Here is a 22485-nt window from a genome sequence, read left to right as displayed (position 1 = left end):
AATGCCCCTCGGCCTTGGCCGGCCGAGGAGGTGGAGCTTGAACCTGCACGAGTATCAAGCCAAGGAAATCCTGGCCCGCTACGGGGTGCCGGTGCCGCCCGGCAAGGTGGCCTACACCCCGGACGAGGCGAAGCGCATCGCTGAGGAGTTCGGCAAGCGGGTGGTCATCAAGGCCCAGGTGCACGTGGGCGGGAGAGGTAAGGCGGGCGGGGTGAAGCTCGCCGACACCCCCCAGGAGGCCTACGAGAAGGCCCAGGCCATCCTGGGCATGAACATCAAGGGCCTCACGGTGAAAAAGGTCCTGGTGGCCGAGGCGGTGGACATCGCCAAGGAGTACTACGCCGGCCTCATCCTGGACCGCGCGCAAAAGCGGGTGGTCCTCATGCTCTCCAAGGAGGGGGGCGTGGACATTGAGGAGGTGGCGGCGGCGCGCCCCGAGGCCATCCACAAGTTCTGGATTGACCCCCACAAGGGATTCCGTGCCTTTGAGGCCCGGGAGATGGTAAAGCGGGCGGGCCTCGAGGGCAACCTCAACAAGCTGGCCCAGGTCCTGGTGGCCCTCTACCGGGCCTACGAGGGGGTGGACGCCTCCATCGCCGAGATCAACCCCCTGGTGGTGACCCCGGACGGCCAGGTGGTGGCCGCCGACGCCAAAATCGTCCTGGACGACAACGCCCTCTTCCGCCACCCCGATTTGGCGGAGCTAAGGGAGATTGAGGCGGAACACCCCCTGGAGGTGGAGGCCAGCAACTACGGCTTCGCCTACGTGAAGCTGGACGGCAACATCGGCATCATCGGGAACGGGGCGGGGCTTGTGATGTACACCCTGGACCTGGTGAACCGGGTGGGGGGAAGGCCCGCCAACTTCCTGGACATCGGGGGCGGGGCCAAGGCCGAGGTGGTTTACAACGCCCTCAAGGTGGTCCTTAAAGATTCCGATGTGAAGGGGGTCTTCATCAACATCTTCGGCGGCATCACCCGGGCGGACGAGGTGGCCAAGGGGGTGATCCGGGCCCTGGAGGAAGGCCTCCTCACCAAGCCGGTGGTCATGCGGGTGGCGGGCACCGCCGAGGAGGAGGCCAAGCGGCTTCTGGAAGGCAAGCCCATCTACATGTACCCCACGTCCATAGAAGCGGCCAAGGCCATCGTGGCCATGGTGGGAGGTGCGGCGTGATCCTGGTGAACCGCGAAACCCGGGTCCTGGTCCAGGGGATCACCGGCCGGGAGGGGCAGTTCCACACCAAGCAGATGCTGGACTACGGCACCAAGATCGTGGCCGGGGTCACCCCGGGGAAAGGGGGGACCGAGGTCTTCGGCCTACCCGTTTACGACACGGTGAAGGAGGCGGTGGCCCACCACGCCATAGACGCCTCCATCATCTTCGTGCCCGCCCCCATGGCGGCGGACGCAGCCTTGGAAGCGGCCCACGCCGGCATCCCCCTCATCGTCCTCATCACGGAGGGCATCCCCACCCTGGACATGGTGAAGGCGGTGGCGGAGATCAAGGCCTTGGGTAGCCGCCTCATCGGGGGAACTGCCCGGGAATCATCAGCGCCGAGGAGACCAAGATCGGCATCATGCCGGGCCACGTGTTCAAGCGGGGCAAGGTGGGGCTCATCAGCCGCTCGGGCACCCTCACCTACGAGGCGGCGGCCGCCTTGTCCCAGGCAGGCATCGGCGCCACCACCACCGTGGGGATCGGTGGGGACCCGGTGATCGGCACCACCTTCAAGGACCTCCTCCCCCTCTTCAACGAGGACCCCGAGACCGAGGCCGTGGTCCTCATCGGGGAGATCGGGGGCTCGGACGAGGAGGAGGCGGCGGCCTGGGTGAAGGAAAACATGAAAAAGCCCGTGGTGGGCTTCATCGGCGGCCGCTCCGCCCCCAAGGGGAAGCGCATGGGCCACGCCGGGGCCATCATCATGGGGAACGTGGGCACCCCCGAGTCCAAGCTCAAGGCCTTCGCCGAGGCGGGCATCCCCGTGGCGGACACCATTGACGAGATCGTGGAGCTGGTGAAAAAGGCCCTAGGTTAAGGAGCCTAAGCCCCGGGGGGCCCCGGTGGGGCCCCCTTTACGTTCGGCCCGTGGCCTCCGCCAGGGAGAGAAGCCTTTCCCCGTGTTCCTCCTTTAACTCCCCCGGCCGAAGCCGCCAGGCCCAGTTGCCGCTGGGCCTTCCCGGGTAGTTCATCCGCGCTTCCGAGCCCAGGGCCAGCACGTCCTGGACCGGGTAGACGGCAAGCCGGGCCCGGGACGCCATCCCCAGGCGCATGAGGGCCCAGGGCACCTCGGCTTCCTCCCTAAAGGTGATCCCCCAGTCCGCCAGATACCGCTTCAGGAAATCCCGCTCGTGGGGCGTGGCGGTGCGGTACCAGCCCAGGGTGGTGTCGTTGTCGTGGGTGCCGGTGTAGACCACCACCCGCCCGTGCTCGGGGTAATTGTGGGGGAGGAAGGGGTTTTCCATCCCGTTGTCAAAGGCGAACTGCAGGACCTTCATCCCGGGCAGACCGAAGCGGTCCCGCAAGGCCTCCACCTCGGGGGTGATGACCCCTAGGTCCTCCGCCAGGATGGGAATCCGGCCGAAGGCCTCCTGGATGCGGGCGAAAAGCTTTTCCCCCGGGGCCTTGACCCAGCGCCCCTCCACCGCCGTGGGGCAAGAGGCGGGGATTTCCCAGTAGGCCTCAAAACCCCGGAAGTGGTCAATGCGTACCAAGTGGAAGAGTTCCAATGCCTTCCGCAAGCGGGCGATCCAAAAGGAGAAGCCCTCCTCCTCCAAAACCTCCCAGCGGTAAAGGGGGTTGCCCCAGCGTTGCCCGGTTTCCGAGAAGTAATCCGGGGGCACCCCCGCCACCACCGTGGGCCTCCCCTCCTCGTCCAGGTGGAACCACTCGGGGTGGGCCCAGACCTCGGCGGAGTCCTCGGCCACGAAGATGGGCATGTCCCCGATGAAGGCGATGCCCAAGGCCTCGGCCTCCTCCTTGAGGGCGCCCCACTGGCGGAAAAAGAGCCACTGGGTAAAGGCGTGGAAAGCGATTTCCTCCGCCAAGGAAGCCTCCGCCTCTTTTAGCGCCCTCTCCTCCCGCGTCCTCAGGGCCAAGGGCCAGGCGTTCCAGGGAAGACCGCCGTGGTGGGACTTCAGGGTCATGAAAAGGGCATAGTCCCGAAGCCACCAGGCCTCCTCCTCCTGGAAGCGGGCGAAGTCCTCCTTCTCCTCAGGAGAAGCCTTTTGGCGGAAGCCTTGGAAAGCTGCCCGCAGGGCGGGCCACTTCCAGGCATAAAGGAGCCCGTAGTCCACCCTGCCCTCCGGGAACCCGGGGTCTTCCAGCCGAACGAAGCCCCGGTCCACCAGGGGCCTTAGGTCTATCAGGTAAGGGTTCCCGGCGAAGGCGCTAAAGGACTGGTAGGGGGAGTCGCCATAGCCCGTGGGGCCCAGGGGTAGAACCTGCCAGTAACGGGCTCCCGCTTCCTTCAGGAAGCGGAGAAAGCCCCGGGCTTCCTCCCCCAGCACCCCCACACCCCAAGGGCCCGGAAGGCTCGTGGGGTGGAGGAGCAGACCGTAAGCGCGGGGTAGGTCCATGCCCCCAGTCTACCCCCGGGATGGAAAAGCTTCCAGACCCCTCTACCCCACCTTGTTGCCCTTCTCGTCGTAGTTGTAAAAGCCCCGGCCCACCTTGCGCCCCAAAAGCCCCGCCTGCACCATGCGGCGAAGGAGAGGCGAAGGACGGTATTTGTCGTCCCCGAAGCCCTTATGGAGCACCTCCATGATGGCCAGGCAGGTGTCCAGGCCGATGAAATCGGCAAGCTCCAGGGGCCCCATGGGGTGGTTCATCCCAAGGCGCATGATCCCGTCAATGGCCTCCTTGCTGGCCACCCCTTCCCTGAGGGCCTCTATGGCCTCGTTGATCATGGGCATGAGAAGGCGGTTGGAGATGAAGCCCGGGTAGTCCTGGACCTCCAAAGGGGTCTTCCCCATGAGCTTCGCCACCGCCACCACCACGTCCCGGGTTTCCGGGGCGGTGAGCTCCCCCCGGATCACCTCCACGAGGCCCATGAGGGGCACGGGGTTGAAGAAGTGCATGCCGATGAAGCGCTCGGGCCGCCCAGAGTAGCGGGCCAAAGCGGTGATGGGGATGGAGCTGGTGTTGCTGGCCAGGATGGCCTCGGGCTTGGCCAGGGTGGAAAGCTTTTCAAAAAGCCGCCGCTTCTCCCCCTCGTCCTCCACGATGGCCTCCACGATGAGGTCGGCCTCCTTTAGGGCCTCTAGGGAAAGGCTTGTGCGGATACGGCCGAGGGTCTCCTCGTAAGCCTCCTGGCTTATGCGCCCCTTTTCCAAAAATTTTCCCAAGGAGCGGCGGATGGCGGTTAGGCCTCGTTCCAAGAAGCTTTCCGCCACGTCCACCAGCACCACCTCGTACCCCGCCTGGGCCGCCACCTGGGCGATGCCGCTTCCCATCTGGCCCGCCCCCACCACGCCGATGGTCTTCACCTCCATAGGCCACCTCGGGGGCTATTTTACGCCCCGCAGGTTCACCAAGAGGACGCCCAAAAGGGCGAGCCCCCCGCCCAACAGGGAGAGGGGGGAAGGCACCTCGCCAAGCCACAGGTAGGCGATGAGGAGGGCCAGGAGGGGGGAGAGGTAGAGGAAGGAGGAGAGCCTCGAGGCGGGCGTACGGGAAAGGGCGTAGGTCCAGGTGAGGTAGGCCAAAGCCCCGGGAAACACCCCCAGGTACAAGGCGGCCCAAAGGGCTGGCCTAGGCGCTTCCCGTAGCGCCTCGCCTAGCCCAGGGAGGAAGGCCAAAAGGGGCAAGGTGCCCAGGACCAGGGTGTAGACCGTCACCTCCTCGCTTCGGTAACGGGCGAAGAGGGGCTTTTGCCACACGAAGTAGAAGGAGGTGGAAAGGGCGGAAAGCAGGATGAGGAAAGCCCCCGGGCTAAAGGCCACCCCGCCCCCTTCCCCCAAGGCGATGAGGCCCGAACCCAAAAGGGCTAGGCCCAGGCCCAAGACCCCCATGGGCCTAAGCCTCTCCCCCAGGAAGAAGTAGGAAAGGATGGCGGTGAAGACCGGTCCGGTGGCGATGAGCAGGCTTGCCGCCCCGGCGCTCACCGTGAGTTCCCCGTAGACCAGGGCGGTGTGGTACACGCTGATGCCCAAGAAACCCAAGAGGGAAAGCCGGGGCAGGTCCTCCCACCTGGGCGGGCGGAGGCCCCGGAGGCGGGCGTACACGAGGAGCACGCTCCCCGCCACGAGAAATCGGAGGAGGACGAGATGCCCCGGGGCCAGGCCCTGAAGCCCCGCCCGGATGCCGGCGAAGGCGCTCGCCCAAAAGAGGATGGTGAGAAGCGCCGCCCCTAAGGCCCTAAGCTCCATGGGGTAAGACCAAATAGTAGAGGCCTTGGTCCAAGAGCCCCTCCTCCAAGAGGGCGTTCACCTCTTGGGCAGATACCCGGCCAATCCGCTCCTTGAGCGCTCCTAAGGAGAGGTAGCGGCCCGTGTAGAGGTACTCCATCCCCAGGTGGAAAAGCCGGCCCATGGGGGTTTCCCCGGCGAAGACCAAGGCGGTGGCCAAGGGGGTTTTGGCCCTCTCCACCTCCTCCTCCCCCACCCCCTCCCGCCGCAGGCGGGAAAGCTCCTCTTGAAGGGCGGCGAGAACGCCCTCCTTGTTCCCGGGGTCCGCCTGCACGTAAGCGTGGAAGAAACCCGCCCTATCCCCTTCCTCGTGGCCGAAGGAGGCCACCTCCGCCAGGCCCCGGTCCACCAGGGCGAAGTGAAGCCTCCCCGAGCCCTCCTCCCCCAAGAGATGGGCGAGGACCTGGGCGGGGAAGCGCTTCTCCTCCTGGTAGGCCACCCCGGGGAAAAGCCCCACCAGGTAAAGCGCCCGCGCCTTCTCGTAGGGGCGCTCCTCCACGCCAAAGGCGGGCCTTAAGGGCGGGTAGCTCCTTTCCGCCTCCCCCTGGGGCCAGTCCGCCGTGAGGGCCTCCGCCTCCGCCAGAAGCCTTCCGAAGTCCACCTTGCCCGTGGCGGCCAGGACCATGTTCTTGGGGAGGTAGCGCCTGGCGTGGTAGGCGGCCATCTGGTCCCGGGTGAGGGCGGTGATGCTCTCCACCGTGCCCAAGACGCTATTCCCCAAGGGGTGGCCTTGGAAAAAGCGGGCCCGGGCCCAATCGTAGGCCATGAAGCCGGGGCGGTCCTGGTAGCGGGCGATCTCCTCCAGGATGACCTTTTTCTCCGTGTCAAAGTCCTCCTGGCGCAGGGCGGGCCGCAGGAGCCTGGAGAAGAGGGTGAGAAGCTCAAAGGCGAACTCCGGCAACACCGCCCCGTAGTAGACCGTGGCCTCCTCGGAAGTGAAGGCGTTGTACTGGGCCCCCAGGCGGTCAAAGGCCAGGTTCACGGAAAGGGCGTCCATCCCCTCAGGCCCCTTGAAGACCATGTGTTCCAGGAAGTGGCTGACCCCGCTTTCCTCCGCCCGCTCGTCCCGGGCCCCCGTCTTCACGAAGTAGCCCAAGGCCACGCTGCGGGCTTCGGGCAGGACCTCGGCGATGACCTTAAGCCCGTTTTTTAGCTCCGCCTCACGAAACATGGCTCACCTCCCCCAAAAGCCCCACCCAAGGGTTCCGGTAGGGGTGCTCCCGCAGGAAGCGGTTCACCGCCTCGAGGCCCGTCCCGGCGATGGCCGCCTCAATCTCCGCCAGGGGGCGCACCCGCCCCAGGTAGAAAAGGTCCCGGGCCATGGAGGCGGCCCGGCTCCGAATGGACTCGTCCGCCAGGACCAAGGCGGTCTTCAGACCCACCTTGGCCCGGGCAAGCTCCTCGTCCTCCACGCCTTCCCGTAGGCGTTCCATCTCCCTTAGCATCACCGCCAGGGTCTCCCCTGCCCTTTCCTTGGTGGTCCCGGCATAGGCCATGAGGAGGCCCTGGCCCTTCACCCCGGCAGGGAAGGCGGAGACGGCATAGACCAGGCCCCGCTTCTCCCGCACCTCGGTAAAGAGGCGGCTAGACATGCCGCCCGAGAGGACCTCCAGGGCGAGCCTGGCCGCATAAAAGTTGGGGTCCTCCGGTCCCACATCGGGGTAGGCCAGGCCGATCTGCACCTGGGCCGTGGGCCTCTCCAGGGCAAAGCGATGGGGCTCGGAAAGCCGGGGCTTGGGGTAAAAAGCCTCCTCTCCCTCCCAGGCCAAGAGGGGCTCTAGGGCAACCAAAAGCCTCTCCCAGGAAACCCCCCCCGCCACCGCCAGGATGGCCCCCTTGGGGGTGTAGCGCCGACGGAAGTCCTCCCGCACCGCCTCGGGGCTTGCTCCTTTCAGGCTTTCCTCCTCCCCCAAGGGGTCGCGCCCGTGGGGGGAGAGGAAGATGTGGCGGCGGAGCTCGGAAAAAAGCTTCCGCGCCGGTTGGTCCTCTTGGGAAAGGAGGGACTGAAGGGCCACGCTCCGCACCGCCTCAAACCCTTCCTCGGGAAAACGGGGACGGGTGAGGAGGAGGGCATAAAGGCGGAAAACCTCCTCCAGCACCTCGGGCAGGAAGGCGGCGGAGAAGGCGGTGTACTCTAGCCCCGCCCCGCTACTCCGCCGCACCCCCAGAGCATCCAACGCCTCCGCCAGGGCCCGGGCGTCCAGCTCCCCCGCCCCTTTCCAAAGCCACCCCTCCAGGAGGGTGCTCGCCCCCAGGAGCTCCTCGGGCTCGTTCACCGCCCCGGCGGGGACCAAAAGTTGGAAGGCCACCCCCGGGTAGTCCCTTTCCTCCAGGGCCAGGAGAAGGCCATTGGGCAGTCGCTCCACGCGGCTCACAGGCCTAAGGGTATCATGGGGAGCGTGAGGGAAGGGGAACTTAAGGAGCGGCTTCTAAGGCCCCTTCTTCGCGAGCTTAAGGACGGGGCAAGGGACCGGGTGGTGGTGGGAGGACTGGAAAGCCTGGTGGAGAACCTGGCCCGGCCCTTCCCCGAGGTCCGGCGGCTTTTTCAGGGCTATGGGGCCAAGACCCCGGAGGCGCGGAAGGGGGTCTTGGAGGCCGCCATCCGCCTCCTCCAGGACGGGCTACCCCCGGAAAAGCCCCAAAGCCCTCCCCCTCCCCGCCTGGCCCTCGAGGACCCCGCCCACCACCTCGCCCCCCCGCAAAGCCGCAAGAAGCTCTCCGAGCTCGGCCTCCACACGGTGCGGGACGTGCTCCAGTACTACCCCCGCCGCTACGAGGACCGCCGCACCCTGCCCGGGGTGCGCTTTTTGGAGGACGGCAAGAAGGCCACCCTGCAGGTGAAGGTGCTGAGCAAAGAGCTCATCAAAACCCCCAAGAAGGGCATGCAGGTGGTGCAGGTCAAGGCCCAGGACGCCTGGGGATGGCGGCTTACCCTGGTCTGGTTCAACCAGCCTTGGGTCCTTTCCCAGGTGGAGGAGGGCGCCACCCTCATCGTCACGGGCCGGGTGCAGCGGCGGGGGGGTGTGCAGCTCTTCGTGGAGCACTTTGAGGACGAGGGCACCGAATCCCTCTCCACCGGGCGCATCGTCCCCATCTACCCCGCCAAGGAAGGGATCAGCCAGGCCTTCCTCCGGCGCACGGTCCACCGGGCCCTGGAACTTGCCCTGCCCCTCCAAGACCCCTTGGGGCCCTACCGGGAGGCGGAGGGGCTTGCGGATTACAGCGAGGCCCTAACCCACATCCACTTCCCCGAGGACGAGGAGGCCCTCAAGCGGGCCCTGTTGCGGCTCAAGTTTGACGAGTACCTGCTTTTGGAACTGAAGGCCCTTTTGGACGCCGGGGGGTTGGTCCTGGGCCGGAGCTTCCGGGTGGAGGAGGCCTGGGTGGAAACCTTCAAGAAGGCCCTCCCCTTCCCCCTTACCCGGGCCCAGGCGCGGGTCATGGAGGAGATCGCTAAGGACATGCAAAGCCCCAGGCAGATGGCCCGCCTCCTCCAGGGGGATGTGGGCTCGGGGAAGACGGTGGTGGCGGCCTTCGCCCTCTTTTTGGCGGCGCAAAACGGGGCCCAAGGGGCCCTCATGGCCCCCACCGAGATCCTGGCCCGGCAGCACTTTCAAAACCTCACCCGCTACCTCTTCCCCCTGGGGGTGCGGGTGGAGCTCCTTTTGGGCTCCATGAGCCCCAAGGAGAAGGAGGCGGCCATCGGGCGCCTGGCGGCGGGGGAGGCCCAGGTGGCCGTGGGCACCCACGCCCTCATCCAGGAGGGGGTGGCCTTCCGGGACCTGGGCCTCGCCGTGGTGGACGAGGAACACCGCTTCGGCGTCCTCCAGCGGCGGGCCCTCCTCAAGATGGCCCAGGTTCCCCCGGATGTCCTGGTCATGTCCGCTACCCCCATCCCCCGCTCCCTGGCCCTCACCCTTTACGGGGACCTGGAGGTGAGCGTCCTGGACGAGATGCCCCCGGGCCGTACCCCCGTAAAGACCAAGGTCCTCCCCCACCGCCTCCGCCTCCAGGCCTACGCCTTCGCCCGGGAGGAGGTGAAAAAGGGCCACCAGGTCTTCGTGGTGGCCCCGGCCATTGAGGAGAACGAAGAGCTGGACCTAAAGGCGGCGAAAAGCCTCTACGAGGAGCTCAAGGCCCTCCTTCCCGAGGTGCGCATGGCGCTCCTCCACGGCAAACTGCCCGCCCGGGAGAAGGAGGCGGTGATGGAGGCCTTCCGCCAGGGAAGCTTTGACCTTCTGGTTTCCACCACGGTGATTGAGGTGGGGGTGGACATCCCGAAGGCTACCCTCATCATCGTGGAGAACGCCGAGCGCTTCGGCCTGGCCCAACTCCACCAGCTTAGGGGCCGGGTGGGAAGGGGGGGCCTGGAGGGCTACGCCCTCTTCATCGCCGGGGAAGCGAGCGGGAAGACCCTAAAGCGCCTTAAGGTGCTGGAGGAGTCCACGGACGGCTTCTACATCGCCGAGATGGACCTGAAGCTCAGGGGCCCCGGGGAGCTGCGGGGAACGCGGCAGTCGGGCTACCCTGAGCTAAGGCTTGGGGACTTGGCGGAGGACACCGGCATCATTGAAAGGGCCCGGGCCCTCGCCAAGCGGATCCTCGAGGCCGACCCAGACCTCTCCCGGCCCGAGCACCAGGCCCTGAAGGCGGAGCTACGGGCCCAGGCGGAACGCATTGGCTTTCGGGAAGTGATCTGATGCGGGCCCTTCCCCACCCCCACCTCCCCACCTTCGCCTCGGAAGGGGGGGTGCTTCGGGCCAAGGCCCTAAGGGACTACCTCCTCGCCCTCGGCGAACGCTACGCCCGTTACGCCCCCCTGCCCCAGGTGGCCCTCTATGTTCTCTCGGAAAAGGACTGGCGGGCCCAGCTTCCCTACCCCTACGGCCTTCCCTTCCAGCACTCGGGGAAAGAGGGGCTCGCCCTCTATGCGCCCTTGACTTACCCGGAAAGGCTCCTCCACCGCCTGCGGGAAGCCCTCCTGCCCCTGGGCCCCCCGCCCGGGGAGATCCCCGCCTTCTTGGACCTCAACCTGGGGCACGAGTACGCCCATGCCGTGCAGGTGGCCTGGCGGCTTCGCACCGGGGCCCGGTGGCTGGACGAGTTCTTCGCCAACTACCTCTTCCTCCTGGCCCTGAAGGAGGCCTGGCCCCACCTGGCGGAAAACCTCCTCGCCTGGTGCCGCTACCTCGCCCGCCTGACACCCCCCAAAACGAGCCTTTCCGCCTACGAGAGAAGGCGGGGGGGATTGGCGGGGGCGCTTTGGTTCCAGGCCCAGTTCACCCTTAAGGCGGAAGAACTCCTCCAGGAAGAGGGCGACCGGCTCCTCAAAGCCTTTTTGGCGGCGGCCCCCTTGGACCGCAGGAAGGGCCACCGCCTCCTTTTGGCGCTTTACCCCGGGTTAAAGGATTGGTTTGCCGGCTTCGGCCTCAAGGCCGCACCCGAGGCGGCGCCTTCCCCTCCGCCAAACCCCTAAGCCAGTCCAGGAAGCTCACCTCCCCCACCTTCAGGGTGTAGAGCTCGGGCCTCGGCAGGATGCAGTGCTGGCTCCCTGGGGCCAGGTAGAAGGTGTAGTTTGCCGCCTGGGCCGGACGGAGCGCCGCCTCCTGGGCCTTTAGGGCCCATTCCCGAGCGGTGGCCTCGGAAGGGGTGGCCTCGCCCTTCATGAGGCCATAGAAGAAGATCTGCGTGCCGTCCAGGACGGTGGTGTACTGGGCGACCACCGCCTTCGGGTAGGCCCGGGCCAAGGCCAGGTAGATCTCCGAAACCTCAGGGTTCGGGGAAAGGCCTGGCAGGTCGGGCAGGCGCGGGTTCCAGCGGGCAAAGCCCGGGAAGCCCTCCGTGCGCACCCCCACCCCGGCATCGCCGCAGACCGCCACCTGGGCGTTTTTGTAGGTGGCCAGCACCTTGTCCGCCCAGAAGACCGCCCCGTAGGCCCCGGCGCTACACCCGGTGACGAAAACCCGCTCCGGGTTGGTGTGGTTCTTGAAAAGGTACTCCAGCACCGCCTGCACGTTCCGCGCCCCCTGGTGGTGCACCCGGTAGCCCCCGTAGTCCACCGTGGCCCTCCCCACGTGGAGGTCCCCGGTGCAGTAGGGCACGAAGACGTGGGTCCAGCCGTGGAAGGGGTTGGCCACGCTCAGGCGGTTATAGATGCCCTGGGCGAGGGCGAGCTCCTGGGTGTCCACCCGCTTGCGGTAGGTGCGGCTTTCCGGGCCGCAGGTGGCGGCGTCCCAACAGGCCCCACCCCCTTGGAAGTCCAAGACCACCTTCTTGGGGTCCCCCGGGCTCACGTAGAAGCGGTAGGGGGAGCCGTCGGCGCACACCCCGCCCGGCACCTCCACCGCCTGCCAGAGGGCAAGCCCTTGGGCCAAAGCCAAACCCAATAGCGAAAGGAGGGCTAAAAGCCGCTTCATTGTTCACCCCCGCCCCCAGTCTAAGAGAGGGTTTGGACCGGGTCAAGAAAAGGCGGCCCAAAGGCCGCCCCCAAGGAACCTTCCCTTTAAAAGACCGCCTTGCGCAGGATGTCGCTCACGGAAACGATCCCGATAACCTCGCCCTGGATCACCGGGGCACGACGGATGCCCGTGTTGGCGAAGAGCCGGGCCACGTACTCCACCCCAAGGTCGGGGTTCACCGTAATAACCGGTTTGGTCATGATCTCGTGCACCTGCACCGTGGAGGGGTCTTTGCCGTAGGCGATGACCTTGTAGACGATGTCCGTCTCGGTGACGATGCCGTAGGCGTCCTCCTCGTTCCGGCGGTCCACGATAAGGGCGCGGAGGCCTGTTTCCTTCATCAGGTTGATGGCCTCCTTCACCGTGGCCGAACCCTGGATCATCACCACCTCGGTGGACATGATGTCCTTGGCCTTCTTCACGGCGCACCTCCTTGCCCGAAGGACGGGTACGGGGCTATCCGGGCGCCCTCAAGATACCCAAAGGGGTATGCCTCACACCAGGGACATCCGTCCCCTAAACCCACTCCACCCGGCTGCCCGAAGGGTGTTTGCGCACGCGAAGCCTAGCGGGAAGCCTCTCCGCCAGGGCCTCCACGTGGGTCACGATCCCCACGAGCCTGCCCCGGGTGGGGAGGCTTTCCAATACCCCCGCCACCACCTCGAGGGTCTCCGGGTCCAAGGTGCCGAAGCCCTCGTCCAAAAAGAGCGCCCCCAAGCGGCCCCGGGAAAGCTCCTCGGAAAGGGCCAGGGCCAAGGAGAGGCTCGCGAGGAAACTCTCCCCCCCGGAAAGGGTCTTCACCGGGCGGCGGGCCTCGGTCCAGAGGTCGTACACCTCGTACTCCCCGCCCTTGCCGAGAAGCCGGTACCGCCCGCCGGAGAGGGTGGCGAGGAGGGCATCGGCCCGCTCCACCAGGCTCTGTTGCTTAAGGCCTAGGAGGTAGTCGGGGAAGTGGTTCTCCTGGAGGTCCCGGGCGAGCTTGTCCCAGAGGTCCACCTCCCGCACCACCTGCGCCAGCCGGCCCTCCAGCTCCCGGCGCCTTTGCAAACTTTCCCGCAGGGCCTCAGCCCGGTCCCGCAGGACGGCCATCCTTTCCCCCAGTTCCCGAAGCCTTTCTTGGGCGCGGCTTAGCGCTTCCTGGGCTTTCCCAAGGCGGGCCCTGGCCTCCTCCAAGGAAACCTCGGGCAAGGGAGGGAGGGCGTTCCAACGGGCTTCCACCTCGGCGAGCTCCTTTTCGTGGTCCTGAAGGCGTGTTTGCAGCGCCGCCTCCTCCTCGGGGGAAAGGTAGAACTGCCTCGCCTCCTCCTCGGGCATGAGGCCCTGGAGGGAAGCCTCCGCCTCGGCGAGGGCTCTCCCTTGCTCCTCCTTCCTGGCCCGCAAGGCGGAAAGGGTTCGGAGGGTCTCCTCCACCTTTTGGGAAAGCTCCCGGTCCTTCCCCTCTTTCTCCTCCAGGGCCTTCACCTCCGCGGCGAGGGCCCGCAAGAAGGCCTCCACCCCCAGGCCACGGGTGGCCTCCTGGAGGTAACGGTATAGCCCCGCCCCCAAGGCGGCCTTCTCCTCCTTAAGGGCGGCCAGGGCGGCCTGGGCCTCGGCCAGGAGGGCCTCCGCCTCCCCTTCCCGGCCTTGGCGGAGGCGGGCTTCCTCTTGCCTTAGCTCTCTCACCGCCACCTCCTTGGACCTTAGCTCTCCTCTAAGTTCCTGGTAGCGGCCCCGCAGGCCCTCCAACGCCTCTTTCGCCTGGGCGTGAGCCTCCTTAAGGCCCTCCAGGTCCCCGGGCTTAGGCTCCACCCCCAAAGCCTCCAGGGCTTTCTCCTTCTCGGAAACCGCCTGCTCTAGCCTCCCTAGCTCACGCAAGACCTCGCTTAAGGCCTCCTCCAAGGCTTTTCGCCTTCCCGCCAGGTCCAGGCCCTCAGGCCTTGGGGGCAGGGCGTGGACCACGCCGCCACAAAGGGGGCAGGGCTCCCCCGGCTCCAGAAGGTCGTGGTAGGCCAATAACCCCTGCCGCCTCTCCGCCTCCTTGAGCTCGGCAAGCTCCCCTTCCAAACGGGCCTTCTCCTTAAGGAGGCGGTCTAACTCCCCTTGGAGGGCCACAAGCTCCTCCCTTAGGGCGTGGGCCTCCGCCGCCTTCAAGGCCTCCTCCAGGGCGGAAACCTCCTCCCGTTTGGCCTTGCCCAGGGCCTCAACCCGCCCGAGCTCGTCCTCAAGCCCCGCCAAGGCCGCTTCCTCCTCCCGAAGCGCCCGCCTGGCCTCGGCCCAGGCCTCTAGGGCGCGCACCTCCCCTTCCAGAAGGGGTTCCTTTTCCAAAAGGGCCTCGAGGGCCTTGGGGTCTAGGCGCGGCTTGGGGTGCTCCCTCACGCCCACCCGCCGCCAAAGAGCCTCCAGGGCCCTCAACCCCTGGGCCTCCAGGAGGGCCTCCCGGGCCCCCCTTAGGGCCTCGGGGTCAAAGGCCAGGGCCTTTCGCCGCTCCTCCAAGCCGGCGAGTTTCCCTTCCAACTCCTGGATTTTCCCCTCCGTGTCCCTAAGGGCCGCCTCCTTTTCCCGATAGGCCCGCCAAAGGGGAAGGGCCCGCGCCGCCTCCTCCGCCCGGGCCAGGCGTTCCCGTAAGGCCTCCATGGTGGGGGCCTCGGCCTCGAGGCGGGCCCGCCTCGCCTCCAGGGCCTGGCGCTCCTCCAGGGCTTGGAGGAGGGCTTTCGCCTCCTCGGCCTCCCGTTCTAGCCGGGGCTTTTGCTTCCCCAGGGCCTCCGCCTCCCTTTGGGCCTTTTCCAGCTCACTCTCCAGGGCCTCCAAGGCCTCCAGGGTAGCCCCCCCAAGGCGTTAAGCTCCCCCTCCAGGCGCCCCTTCTCCTCCAGGAGGGCGTTGCGCCTCTCCGCCGCCTTGTCCCGGGCCTTCTTTAAGCGGGTCAGCTCAAAGAGGTCCAGGAGGATCTGCCGCCTTTCCTTGGCTTCCCCCTTCAAAAAGCGGTCAAACTCCCCCTGGGGCAGGAGGAGGGCCCGGGTGAAGGCCTCGTAGGAGAGGCCGAGGAGGTCCGCAATCCCCTGGTTTAGCCGGTCCAGGGTTTCCAAGGGCACCAGGCGCTCGCCCCAGGCTCCAAGCTCAAAAAGCCGCCCTTCGCCCTTCTTCCCCCGCACCCGTTCCACCCGGTAAACCCTTTCCCCCACCTGGAAGGTGAGGCGCACCCGGGCCTCTCCCAAAGCGGGGTGCACCAGGCTGGCCACCTCCCGGCCCACCCGGGGCACGCGGCCATAGAGGGCGAAGGCGATGGCGTCCAGAAGGGTGCTCTTGCCGCTCCCCGTGGGCCCGGTGATGGCGAAAAGCTCCACGTCGGAGAAGTCCACCTCCTGGCGTTCCCGATAAGGGCCGAACCCCTCAAGTTCCAGGCGCAAGGGCCTCAAGCTCCACCTCCATAAGGACCTGCTTCAAGCCTTGCACAAGGGCTTCCTCCTTGCGCCCCCGTTCCTCTAGGTAGCGGGCGTACGCCTCCAGCAGGCCAAGCTCCGCCCTTCCTTGCCCTTGGAGTTCCTCGGGCAAGGCCAAAGCGCTCTCCACGGCGAGGAGGTTGGGCAGGGCCTGGAAAAGCCGCTCCTTCACCGCCGGGGAAACCCGCCCTTCCAAAACAAGCCGCACGTAGCCGGGGAAGTTCCTAATCTCCTCTAGCCGCCCGTCCAAGGCCTCTGGGGCCAGGCGGTAGGTCCTTAAGGGCTTGCCCCAGCGCTCCCGGATGGGATAGACCCGGGCCGGGCCCGAAGGGGGAAGCTCCACCAAAAGCGCCCCCCGCTCCGCCTCTTCCCCCTCGCCGAAATCCAGCTGGATGAGGCTTCCCGGGTACCAGGCCAAGGGAGCCTCGGAAACTTGCTGTTGGCGGTGGAGGTGGCCTAAGGCCAGGTACCGGGCGGCGGTGGGGAGGGCGGAAGCGGGCACGGCGTAGCTCTCCGAAAGGTGAAAGGCGAACTCCCCCGCTCCCGGTTTGGACCCCTCCACGGCGAAGTGGCCCAGCATAAGGGGGCTTGCCAGGTTGGCCAAGATGCGGCGCATGTTCTCGGCGTAGGTGCGGTGGCGCTCCTCCGCCTCCTGCCAAAGCCGCTTCATGAGTACCCGCTCGGAGACAAAGGGGAGGAGGGCCGCCCTTAGGCCCTTCACCTCCACCACGCCCCCCTCCTCGCGAAAAAGGGGCCGGCCCCGCACCATAGCCCCGGCCAGGGCCAGGAGGGGGGAGAGGGCCTCGAGGCGCTCCTTGGGGTCGTGGTTCCCGGCGATGACCAGGGCCGGAACCCCAAGCTCGCGGAGCCTGAGGAAGAACTCCACCGCTAAAGCCTCGGCCTCCGCGGAAACCTGGGGCCGGTCAAAGAGGTCCCCCGCCACCACCACCAGGTCCACCCGCTCCTTCCTTACGAGTTCCAAAAGGGCTTCCAAAGCCTGGGCGATCTCGGGCGTGCGGTCCACGCCGCGCAAAACCTTCCCCAGGTGCCAGTCAGCGGTGTGCAGGAGGCGCACGGGTCCCATTATGCCCTAGTGGGGGTGGGCGTGGTCCGGCGGCCCGCCCCGCCCCCCTCGGAAGGCCAAGGCCGCCACCCAGGTGGTGAGGGGCACGGCGAGGAGAAGCCCCAAAGAACCCAAGACCATATGGGCCAGCTCCGCGGCGAAAGGTTCCGTGTTGAGGAGAAAGCGCAACGGGGTGGGGTCCTTGGTGAGGAGGAGGAAAAGGGGCAAGGAGCCGGCGGCATAGGCCAGAACCAGGGTGTTCACCAGGCTCCCGATGTGGTCGTACCCCACCTCCATCCCCCGGCGGTAAAGCTCCCAAAGCCCCAGGCGGGGATTGGCATGGCTTAGGGCCTGGACCACCGCCGCCTGGGTGACGGTGACGTCCGTGAGGGCCCCCAAGGCCCCCACCACCACCCCCGCCAGGTATAGAGACACCAGGTCCACCCCGCCCCACTGCCGGAGGAGGAGCGCCTCCTCGGAGGCGAGGCCCGTGAAGCCCATGGCCCGGGTGAAGAAGAGGGCCAGGAGGAGGACAAAGGCTACGGAGAGGAGGGTACCCAGGAGGGCCGCCGTGGTCTTGCGGTTCACCCCGTGCACCAGGTAAACGGTGAGAAAAAGCACCCCCACGCTTCCCAAGAAAGCGTAAAGGAGGGGGTTCCCCCCCGAGGCCACCCGGGGCACCACGAAGTAGACCACCACAAGAAGGCTCAAGAAGGTGCCCAAAAGCCCCCTAAACCCCTTGCCCCGCCCGAGGAGGAGGGCGAAAAGGGCGAAGAGGCCGAGGAGAAGGAAGAGGTGGGGAAACCGGTCGGGCTCGGTAACGTAAAGCCTTCCCCCCTCTTGGTAGAGGACCACCCGCTCCCCCACCCGGAAGCCGCCCCCATCGGCGGGAAGGAGGGCCTCCTGGACCCCTTCCGCCACCCGCACCTGGGCCACGCCCCGTGCCATGTCTAGGGCCAGGATCTGCCCCAGAAGGTAGCCTCCATCCCCCTGGGCCCAGACGGGGAGAAGCAGAAAGAGGACGAGCGCTCGCCACATGCCCCCACTCTAGCCCGGGAAGATGAAAGAAGCTTCTCAGATTGTATGCTAAGGGGCATGGAGCGGGCCACCAAGCAACGGCGGGCCATCCGGGAGGCCTTCCTGGAAGCGAAAAGGCCCCTCTCCCCCCAGGAGGTGCTGGCCCTGGCCCGGAAGAAGGTGCCCTCCTTGGGCCTCGCCACCGTCTACCGCAACCTGAAGGCCTTGGTGGAGGAAGGCTTCCTCACCCCCGTGGCCCTGCCGGGCGAGCCCCCCCGGTACGAGCCCGCAGGCCTGGAGCACCACCACCACTTCTTCTGCCGCCGGTGCGGCCGGGTGTTTGAGCTTTTGGGGTGCGAGCTCGCCCTAACCCACCTCCCTCCGGGCTTCCAAGCCGAAGACCACGAGGTCACGGTCTATGGCCGTTGCCCTGAGTGCGCCTTATAATCGTCCCGATGGCCAAGCGGAAGCCCGCCAAGGCTAGCCGTGGGTACGAGCGAGAAGGCTACACCGCCCTTCTCGGCGCCCTGGCCTTCTTCCTCTCCTCCCCCTTCCTCCCCCTGGACACGGGGGCGCTGGGGGAGGCCTTGGGCGCCTTCTACCGGGCGGTGGGCCTACCCGGCTACCTCCTTCCCCTAAGCCTTGCCCTCCTGGCGGTGGCCCTTTACCGGCAGAAACCCCTAAGGCGCCTCCTCCGCCACCTCCTTTTCGCCTACCTCCTCGCCTTTAGCCTCCTTCCCCTGGCGGGGCCCTTGGCGGGGGAGGTGGGGCGGGGGTTTAGGCGCCTCCTGGAGGAACGGGCGGGGGCCCTGGGCCTCCTGGCCCCCCTCCTCCTGGGCAGCCTGGTCCTGGACCTTTGGCTTTCCCGCCCCCCCTTCTCCCTCCTCCTCTCGGGCGTCCGGAAAGGGGTGGAAGGGGTGCGGCGGGTGCGGCATGCGCTAAAGGCCCTGCTCTTGCGGCAGAGGATCGGGGCCTTAGCCCGGCTCTACCCCGAGCACACCGCCCTCCCCGCCCTGGCCAAAAGCCTCACCCCCGAGGAACTCCCCGAGGTGGAAAAGGCCCTAAGCCGGTTTCTGGAGGAGCGGGTAGGGGAGCTTAGGCGCCAGATGGAAGCGGACCAAAGGCCCCTCGAGCCCAGGCTCCTCGCCCTGGAAGCCGCCCTCAAGAACCCCATCCCGGGGGAAGGGCCCTTGCGGGAGGCCCTGGAGGAGCGGCGCGCCGCCTTACACCTGGAGGTCCAGGCCCTCAAGGCCCGGCTTAAGGCCCTGCAAACCCTCCCCCGCCTAACCCCTTCCCTCAGGGGCCTCCTCCTGGGCCGGAAACTAAGGGAGGAACGGCGGGGGCGCTGGGAGGAGGCTTCTGGTCTCCTCGAGGACCTGGAGGCCCGCCAGGAGGAGCTATCCCGCTGGCTCCCCTTCCTGGCGCTTGGGCCCGAGGGGGCGAAGGAGGCGCTCAAGGCCCTCCTCACCGGCAACCCCCCACCCCCGCCTTCGGAGACGAAGGAGCCGCCCAAAGGGGAGCCCGAACCCGAGCCCTTTGACCTGGACCTGGTCTTCCCCGAGCCCACCCCGCCCCCAAGGACCCCCCCCGTCCCCAAGGCGAGGCCCGGGTGGCGGTGGTGCCCAGCACCGCCTTGGCCCTGCCCACCCCCGAGCTCCTTGACCCCCCTGAGCCCAAGGGCCATCTCCGCGCCCTGGAGGAGGAGGCGGAAAAGCTCAAGGGGGCCATCGCCGAAACCCTCAAGCAGTTTGGCGTGCAGGCCGAGGTGGTGGGCCACGCCCGGGGGCCCTCGGTCACCCGCTACGAACTCCTCCCCGCACCCGGGGAGAAGATTAGCCGCATCCAAAGCCTGCAAAACGACCTGGCCCGGGCCTTGGCGGTGGGGGCAGTGCGGATTGAGGCCCCCATCCCCGGGAAGCACACCGTGGGCCTGGAGGTACCCAACCCCAAGCGGGAACTGGTGCGCTTCTCGGAAGCGGTGCTTTCCCCTAGCTTCCAAAACGCCAAAGCCCTCCTGCCCCTGGTCCTGGGCAAGAGCATTGAGGGGGAGATCTGGGTAAGGGACCTCGCCAAAATGCCCCACCTCCTCATCGCCGGCTCCACGGGAAGCGGCAAGAGCGTGGCCATCAACGTCCTCATCGCAAGCCTCCTCTTCAAACACCTCCCCACCCACCTGCGCCTCCTTCTCATTGACCCCAAGATGGTGGAGCTCACCCCCTACGAGGGCATCCCCCACCTGGTACGCCCCGTGGTGACGAGCCCGGAGGAGGCCGCCGGGGTCTTGCAGGGGGCGGTGGCCCACATGGAAAGGCGCTACCGCCTCATGAGCCAGGTGGGGGCCAGGAACCTGGAGCAGTACAACGCCAAGATGGAGAAGGAGGGGGGCGAAACCCTGCCCTACCTGGTCATCGTGGTGGACGAGCTGGCCGACCTCATGATGACCGCCCCCAAGGAGGTGGAGGCGGCCATCCTGCGCCTCGCCCAGATGGCCCGGGCCACGGGGATGCACCTCATCCTCGCCACCCAACGCCCCAGCGTGGACATCCTCACCTCCCTCATCAAGGTGAACATCCCCGCCCGCCTGGCCTTCGCCGTGGCCAGCGGCTTTGACTCCCGCACCATCCTGGACACGCAAGGGGCGGAGAAGCTCATCGGCCAGGGGGATGCCCTCTTCCACCAGCCCGGCCTCACCAAGCCCGTGCGCCTCCAGGTGCCCTACCTCTCCGAGGAAGAGGTGGCCCGCCTGGCCGGGTACCTCCGGGGGCAAAGCTTTGAGGACCGCTTCGCCGAGGCCTACGGGGCGGACTTTGAGCCCCCTAAAGCCCCGGAGGGCACCGGGCCGGGAGAGGTGGACTTCTCCGACCCCCTTTTGAAGAAGGCGGCGGAGATCGTGGTGGAGGAGGGCTACGGCTCGGTGAGCCGGTTGCAACGCCGGCTTTCCATCGGCCACGCCCGGGCGGGGAAGCTCATGGACGCCCTGGAGGCCATGGGCATCGTGGGCCCCCCAAGGGCTCCAAACCCCGGGAGGTCCTCATCACCAAGGAGCAACTCAAGGACTTCTTCGGCTAGTGTGCTATCATGGCCCCTTGTGGAAATGGTGCCGGGTGGGCGCTGGGTAGCGGAGATTTACGGTTGCGATCTGGACGTGCTGGAAAACCCCAAGATGGTGGAGGCGGCCCTTCTGGATGCGGTGATGCGCCTGGGGGCCCCCAAGGGCTCGGCCCAGTCCGTGGTCTACAAGTTCCACCCCCAGGGGCTTTCCGCCGCCGTGGTGAGCCCGGTGGCGGCGGTGATGATCCACACCTGGCCCGAGGACAACGCCTCCGCCACCTTGGACCTCTACTTCTACCGGGACGGGGTGGACCCTGAGGAGGTTCTGAAGGGGCTTTCCCGGGCCTTCGGGGCCAAGGAGGAGTCCGCCTTCCGCTACTGGCGGGGCACGGAGCACGCCATCCGGCGCCGGGGCTTCACGGACCACCAAGGAGGTTAGGTATGGACTACGGCATGTACTTCTTTGAACACATCACCCCCTTTGAGACCATGGTGCGGCGCATGGAGCGGGTCATCGCCTCGGGCCGCACCCGGTACCAGGACTACTTCCTCTTTGAAAGCAAGGGCTTTGGCAAGGTGCTGGTCCTGGATAAGGACGTGCAGAGCACGGAAAAGGACGAGTACATCTACCACGAAACCCTGGTCCACCCCGCCATGCTCTCCCACCCCGAGCCCAAGACCGTGCTCATCGTGGGGGGTGGGGAGGGGGCGACCCTAAGGGAGGTCCTCCGCCACCCCACGGTGGAAAAGGCGGTGATGGTGGACATTGACGGGGAGCTGGTGGAGATGGCCAAGCAGCACTTGCCCGAGTGGCACCAGGGGGCATTTGACGACCCCCGGTCGGTGCTCGTCATTGACGATGCCCGGGCCTATCTGGAACGTACCCAGGACACTTACGACGTGGTGATCGTTGACCTCACCGACCCCGTGGGGGAGGACAACCCGGCCCGCCTCCTTTACACCGTGGAGTTCTACCGCCTGGTCAAGGCTCACCTCAACCCAGGCGGGGTGATGGGGATGCAGGCGGGCATGATCATGCTCACCCACCACCGGGTCCACCCCGTGGTCCACCGCACGGTAAGGGAGGCCTTCCGCTATGTGCGGAGCTACAAGAACCACATCCCGGGCTTCTTCCTCAACTTCGGCTTCCTCCTGGCCTCCGATGCCTTTGACCCCGCCGCCTTCTCCGAAGGGGTCATAGAGGCCCGCATCCGGGAGCGGAACCTCCCCTTGCGCCACCTGAACGCCCATTACCTCGAGGCCATGTTCGTCCTGCCCAAGGACCTGCAGGAGGCGCTGGACAAGGAGGAGATGGTCTCCACCGACGCCAATCCCTTCTACGTCACCCCAGAAGGGGACGCGCGCCAAGCGCCCTATATCCAGTAGGTGGTAGAGTAAACCCATGCCGCGCGCGCTCGTTCTCGTGGTGGTGGTTTTGGCCCTTGGGGGCCTGGGCTGGATCCTGTGGGGGCCCAAGGGCAAGGCGGGGCTTGACCCCGCCCAAGGGGCCCGTTTCGCCTTGGGGCGGGAGGACGCCCCCGTGGTGGTGGTGGACTTCTCCAACTACCTCTGCCCCCACTGCCAGAACCACGCCCTCAACGTCCTTCCCCGGCTTAAAGCCGAGTACATTGACACCGGCAAGGTGCGCTACCTCTTCCGCGACTTCCCCTTCCCCGGCCAGGCCCACGTGATCCGGGCGAGCGAGGCCGCCGCCTGCGCCCACGAAGAGGGGCGCTACTACGAGTACCACGAGGTCCTCTTCCGGGCTGCCAGCAGCTGGGGCAACCTCACGGGCGACGTCCTGGATCGCTATCTGGTGGACCTGGCGGGGCAGCTGGGCCTGGACACCCAGGCCTTCCAGGCCTGCCTGGCCTCCGGGCGGCACCGGGAAGGGGTTTTGGCGGACCAGAAGCTAGCAAACGACCTCGGCCTCACCGGGACCCCCACCTTCTTCATCGCCGGGGAGAAGCGTACGGGCTTCCTCCCCTACGAGGAATGGAAGGCCCTTCTGGACCAGGCCCTCTCCCAGAAATAGGCCAAGCGGTGTAAGGGCGGGGGAAGCACACCCCCGCCC

18 protein-coding genes and 2 pseudogenes are annotated in these 22485 nt (G+C 67.0%); 9 read left to right on the top strand and 11 right to left on the bottom strand.

The genetic code is table 11. The annotated features are described in order from the left end of the window. Positions 1–37 precede the first annotated feature (37 nt). Positions 38–1174: an ADP-forming succinate--CoA ligase subunit beta gene (gene sucC, locus A0O31_RS09595; RefSeq protein WP_071677969.1), complete on the top strand. Its 1137-nt coding sequence runs from the start codon at positions 38–40 to the stop codon at positions 1172–1174. Continuing rightward, positions 1171–2036: pseudogene (sucD, locus tag A0O31_RS09590) on the top strand (succinate--CoA ligase subunit alpha). Before sucC ends, sucD begins: the two are co-directional and overlap by 4 nt. Before the next feature lie 37 nt (positions 2037–2073). Here the strand turns inward: sucD and malQ are convergent. The 5 genes from malQ to A0O31_RS09565 are packed head-to-tail and all read right to left on the bottom strand — an operon-like array spanning position 2074 to position 7781. Continuing rightward, positions 2074–3576, bottom strand: a complete 1503-nt coding sequence (malQ, locus tag A0O31_RS09585) for a 4-alpha-glucanotransferase (protein WP_071677654.1) — start codon at positions 3574–3576, stop codon at positions 2074–2076. 42 nt (positions 3577–3618) lie between these two features. After that, positions 3619–4491, bottom strand: a complete 873-nt coding sequence (locus A0O31_RS09580) for a 3-hydroxyacyl-CoA dehydrogenase family protein (protein ID WP_071677653.1) — start codon at positions 4489–4491, stop codon at positions 3619–3621. 15 nt (positions 4492–4506) lie between these two features. Further along, positions 4507–5367, bottom strand: a complete 861-nt coding sequence (locus tag A0O31_RS09575) for a DMT family transporter (protein WP_071677652.1) — start codon at positions 5365–5367, stop codon at positions 4507–4509. Next, the gene (locus tag A0O31_RS09570; RefSeq protein WP_071677651.1) at positions 5357–6577 is read right to left on the bottom strand and encodes a M16 family metallopeptidase; all 1221 of its coding nucleotides are present in this window, start codon (positions 6575–6577) and stop codon (positions 5357–5359) included. Before A0O31_RS09570 ends, A0O31_RS09575 begins: the two co-directional genes overlap by 11 nt. Beyond that, positions 6567–7781 (bottom strand): M16 family metallopeptidase, encoded by a 1215-nt coding sequence (locus A0O31_RS09565; RefSeq protein WP_071677650.1) that lies wholly within the window; start codon positions 7779–7781, stop codon positions 6567–6569. The genes A0O31_RS09570 and A0O31_RS09565 overlap by 11 nt, the downstream gene beginning before the upstream one ends. Positions 7782–7796: 15 nt before the next feature. On the opposite strand from A0O31_RS09565, the gene recG reads away from it, so the two are divergent. After that, positions 7797–10106, top strand: coding sequence for an ATP-dependent DNA helicase RecG (gene recG, locus A0O31_RS09560; protein ID WP_071677649.1), 2310 nt, complete (start codon positions 7797–7799; stop codon positions 10104–10106). Further along, positions 10106–10882 carry a hypothetical protein gene (locus A0O31_RS09555; protein ID WP_071677648.1) on the top strand — a complete coding sequence of 259 codons (777 nt, stop codon included), beginning with the start codon at positions 10106–10108 and terminating at the stop codon, positions 10880–10882. Before recG ends, A0O31_RS09555 begins: the two co-directional genes overlap by 1 nt. On the opposite strand, the gene A0O31_RS09550 is transcribed toward A0O31_RS09555, so the two are convergent. The 6 genes from A0O31_RS09550 to A0O31_RS09530 form a co-directional block, all read right to left on the bottom strand. Continuing rightward, positions 10836–11822: a pectin acetylesterase-family hydrolase gene (locus tag A0O31_RS09550; protein ID WP_071677647.1), complete on the bottom strand. Its 987-nt coding sequence runs from the start codon at positions 11820–11822 to the stop codon at positions 10836–10838. The two genes, A0O31_RS09555 and A0O31_RS09550, sit on opposite strands and share 47 nt — an antisense overlap. Before the next feature lie 86 nt (positions 11823–11908). Next, positions 11909–12286 (bottom strand): CBS domain-containing protein, encoded by a 378-nt coding sequence (locus tag A0O31_RS09545; RefSeq protein ID WP_084720320.1) that lies wholly within the window; start codon positions 12284–12286, stop codon positions 11909–11911. Positions 12287–12380: 94 nt separating this feature from the next. Then, a complete protein-coding gene (locus A0O31_RS13495) occupies positions 12381–14651 on the bottom strand; it encodes an AAA family ATPase (protein WP_261340707.1) in 2271 nt (756 codons plus the stop codon). After that, entirely contained in the window at positions 14576–15256 is a 681-nt protein-coding gene (locus tag A0O31_RS13175; protein ID WP_237258997.1) for an AAA family ATPase, read from the bottom strand. Before A0O31_RS13175 ends, A0O31_RS13495 begins: the two co-directional genes overlap by 76 nt. Next, entirely contained in the window at positions 15231–16355 is a 1125-nt protein-coding gene (locus A0O31_RS09535; RefSeq protein WP_071677646.1) for a metallophosphoesterase family protein, read from the bottom strand. Before A0O31_RS09535 ends, A0O31_RS13175 begins: the two co-directional genes overlap by 26 nt. A gap of 15 nt (positions 16356–16370) precedes the next feature. Beyond that, positions 16371–17381: a YibE/F family protein gene (locus A0O31_RS09530; protein ID WP_071677645.1), complete on the bottom strand. Its 1011-nt coding sequence runs from the start codon at positions 17379–17381 to the stop codon at positions 16371–16373. A gap of 57 nt (positions 17382–17438) precedes the next feature. On the opposite strand from A0O31_RS09530, the gene A0O31_RS09525 reads away from it, so the two are divergent. From A0O31_RS09525 to A0O31_RS09505, 5 genes and pseudogenes are all read left to right on the top strand, one after another. Next, positions 17439–17807, top strand: a complete 369-nt coding sequence (locus tag A0O31_RS09525; protein ID WP_071677968.1) for a zinc uptake transcriptional regulator — start codon at positions 17439–17441, stop codon at positions 17805–17807. Between the two features lie 8 nt (positions 17808–17815). Further along, positions 17816–20429 (top strand): annotated as a pseudogene (locus A0O31_RS13610) (DNA translocase FtsK). Positions 20430–20448: 19 nt separating this feature from the next. Then, positions 20449–20850, top strand: coding sequence for an S-adenosylmethionine decarboxylase (gene speD / locus A0O31_RS09515; RefSeq protein ID WP_203226793.1), 402 nt, complete (start codon positions 20449–20451; stop codon positions 20848–20850). Between the two features lie 2 nt (positions 20851–20852). Then, positions 20853–21797, top strand: a complete 945-nt coding sequence (gene speE / locus A0O31_RS09510; RefSeq protein ID WP_071677643.1) for a polyamine aminopropyltransferase — start codon at positions 20853–20855, stop codon at positions 21795–21797. Between the two features lie 16 nt (positions 21798–21813). Further along, positions 21814–22446, top strand: a complete 633-nt coding sequence (locus tag A0O31_RS09505) for a DsbA family protein (protein ID WP_071677642.1) — start codon at positions 21814–21816, stop codon at positions 22444–22446. Positions 22447–22485 lie beyond the last annotated feature (39 nt).

Source organism: Thermus brockianus, from assembly GCF_001880325.1.
Taxonomy (GTDB): Bacteria; Deinococcota; Deinococci; order Deinococcales; family Thermaceae; genus Thermus; species Thermus brockianus.
Note: the sequence above shows the minus strand (reverse complement) of the source record. Positions and strands in the feature narration are given on the sequence as shown.

What these genes read in the sequence shown, in the direction of transcription:
- malQ (WP_071677654.1), bottom strand. Translation starts at nt 3,576, where the DNA reads ATGGACCTACCCCGCGCTTACGGTCTGCTCCTCCACCCCACGAGCCTT.
- A0O31_RS09580 (WP_071677653.1), bottom strand. Translation starts at nt 4,491, where the DNA reads ATGGAGGTGAAGACCATCGGCGTGGTGGGGGCGGGCCAGATGGGAAGC.
- A0O31_RS09575 (WP_071677652.1), bottom strand. Translation starts at nt 5,367, where the DNA reads ATGGAGCTTAGGGCCTTAGGGGCGGCGCTTCTCACCATCCTCTTTTGG.
- A0O31_RS09570 (WP_071677651.1), bottom strand. Translation starts at nt 6,577, where the DNA reads ATGTTTCGTGAGGCGGAGCTAAAAAACGGGCTTAAGGTCATCGCCGAG.
- recG (WP_071677649.1), top strand. Translation starts at nt 7,797, where the DNA reads ATGGGGAGCGTGAGGGAAGGGGAACTTAAGGAGCGGCTTCTAAGGCCC.
- A0O31_RS09555 (WP_071677648.1), top strand. Translation starts at nt 10,106, where the DNA reads ATGCGGGCCCTTCCCCACCCCCACCTCCCCACCTTCGCCTCGGAAGGG.
- A0O31_RS09550 (WP_071677647.1), bottom strand. Translation starts at nt 11,822, where the DNA reads ATGAAGCGGCTTTTAGCCCTCCTTTCGCTATTGGGTTTGGCTTTGGCC.
- A0O31_RS09530 (WP_071677645.1), bottom strand. Translation starts at nt 17,381, where the DNA reads ATGTGGCGAGCGCTCGTCCTCTTTCTGCTTCTCCCCGTCTGGGCCCAG.
- A0O31_RS09525 (WP_071677968.1), top strand. Translation starts at nt 17,439, where the DNA reads ATGGAGCGGGCCACCAAGCAACGGCGGGCCATCCGGGAGGCCTTCCTG.
- speE (WP_071677643.1), top strand. Translation starts at nt 20,853, where the DNA reads ATGGACTACGGCATGTACTTCTTTGAACACATCACCCCCTTTGAGACC.
- A0O31_RS09505 (WP_071677642.1), top strand. Translation starts at nt 21,814, where the DNA reads ATGCCGCGCGCGCTCGTTCTCGTGGTGGTGGTTTTGGCCCTTGGGGGC.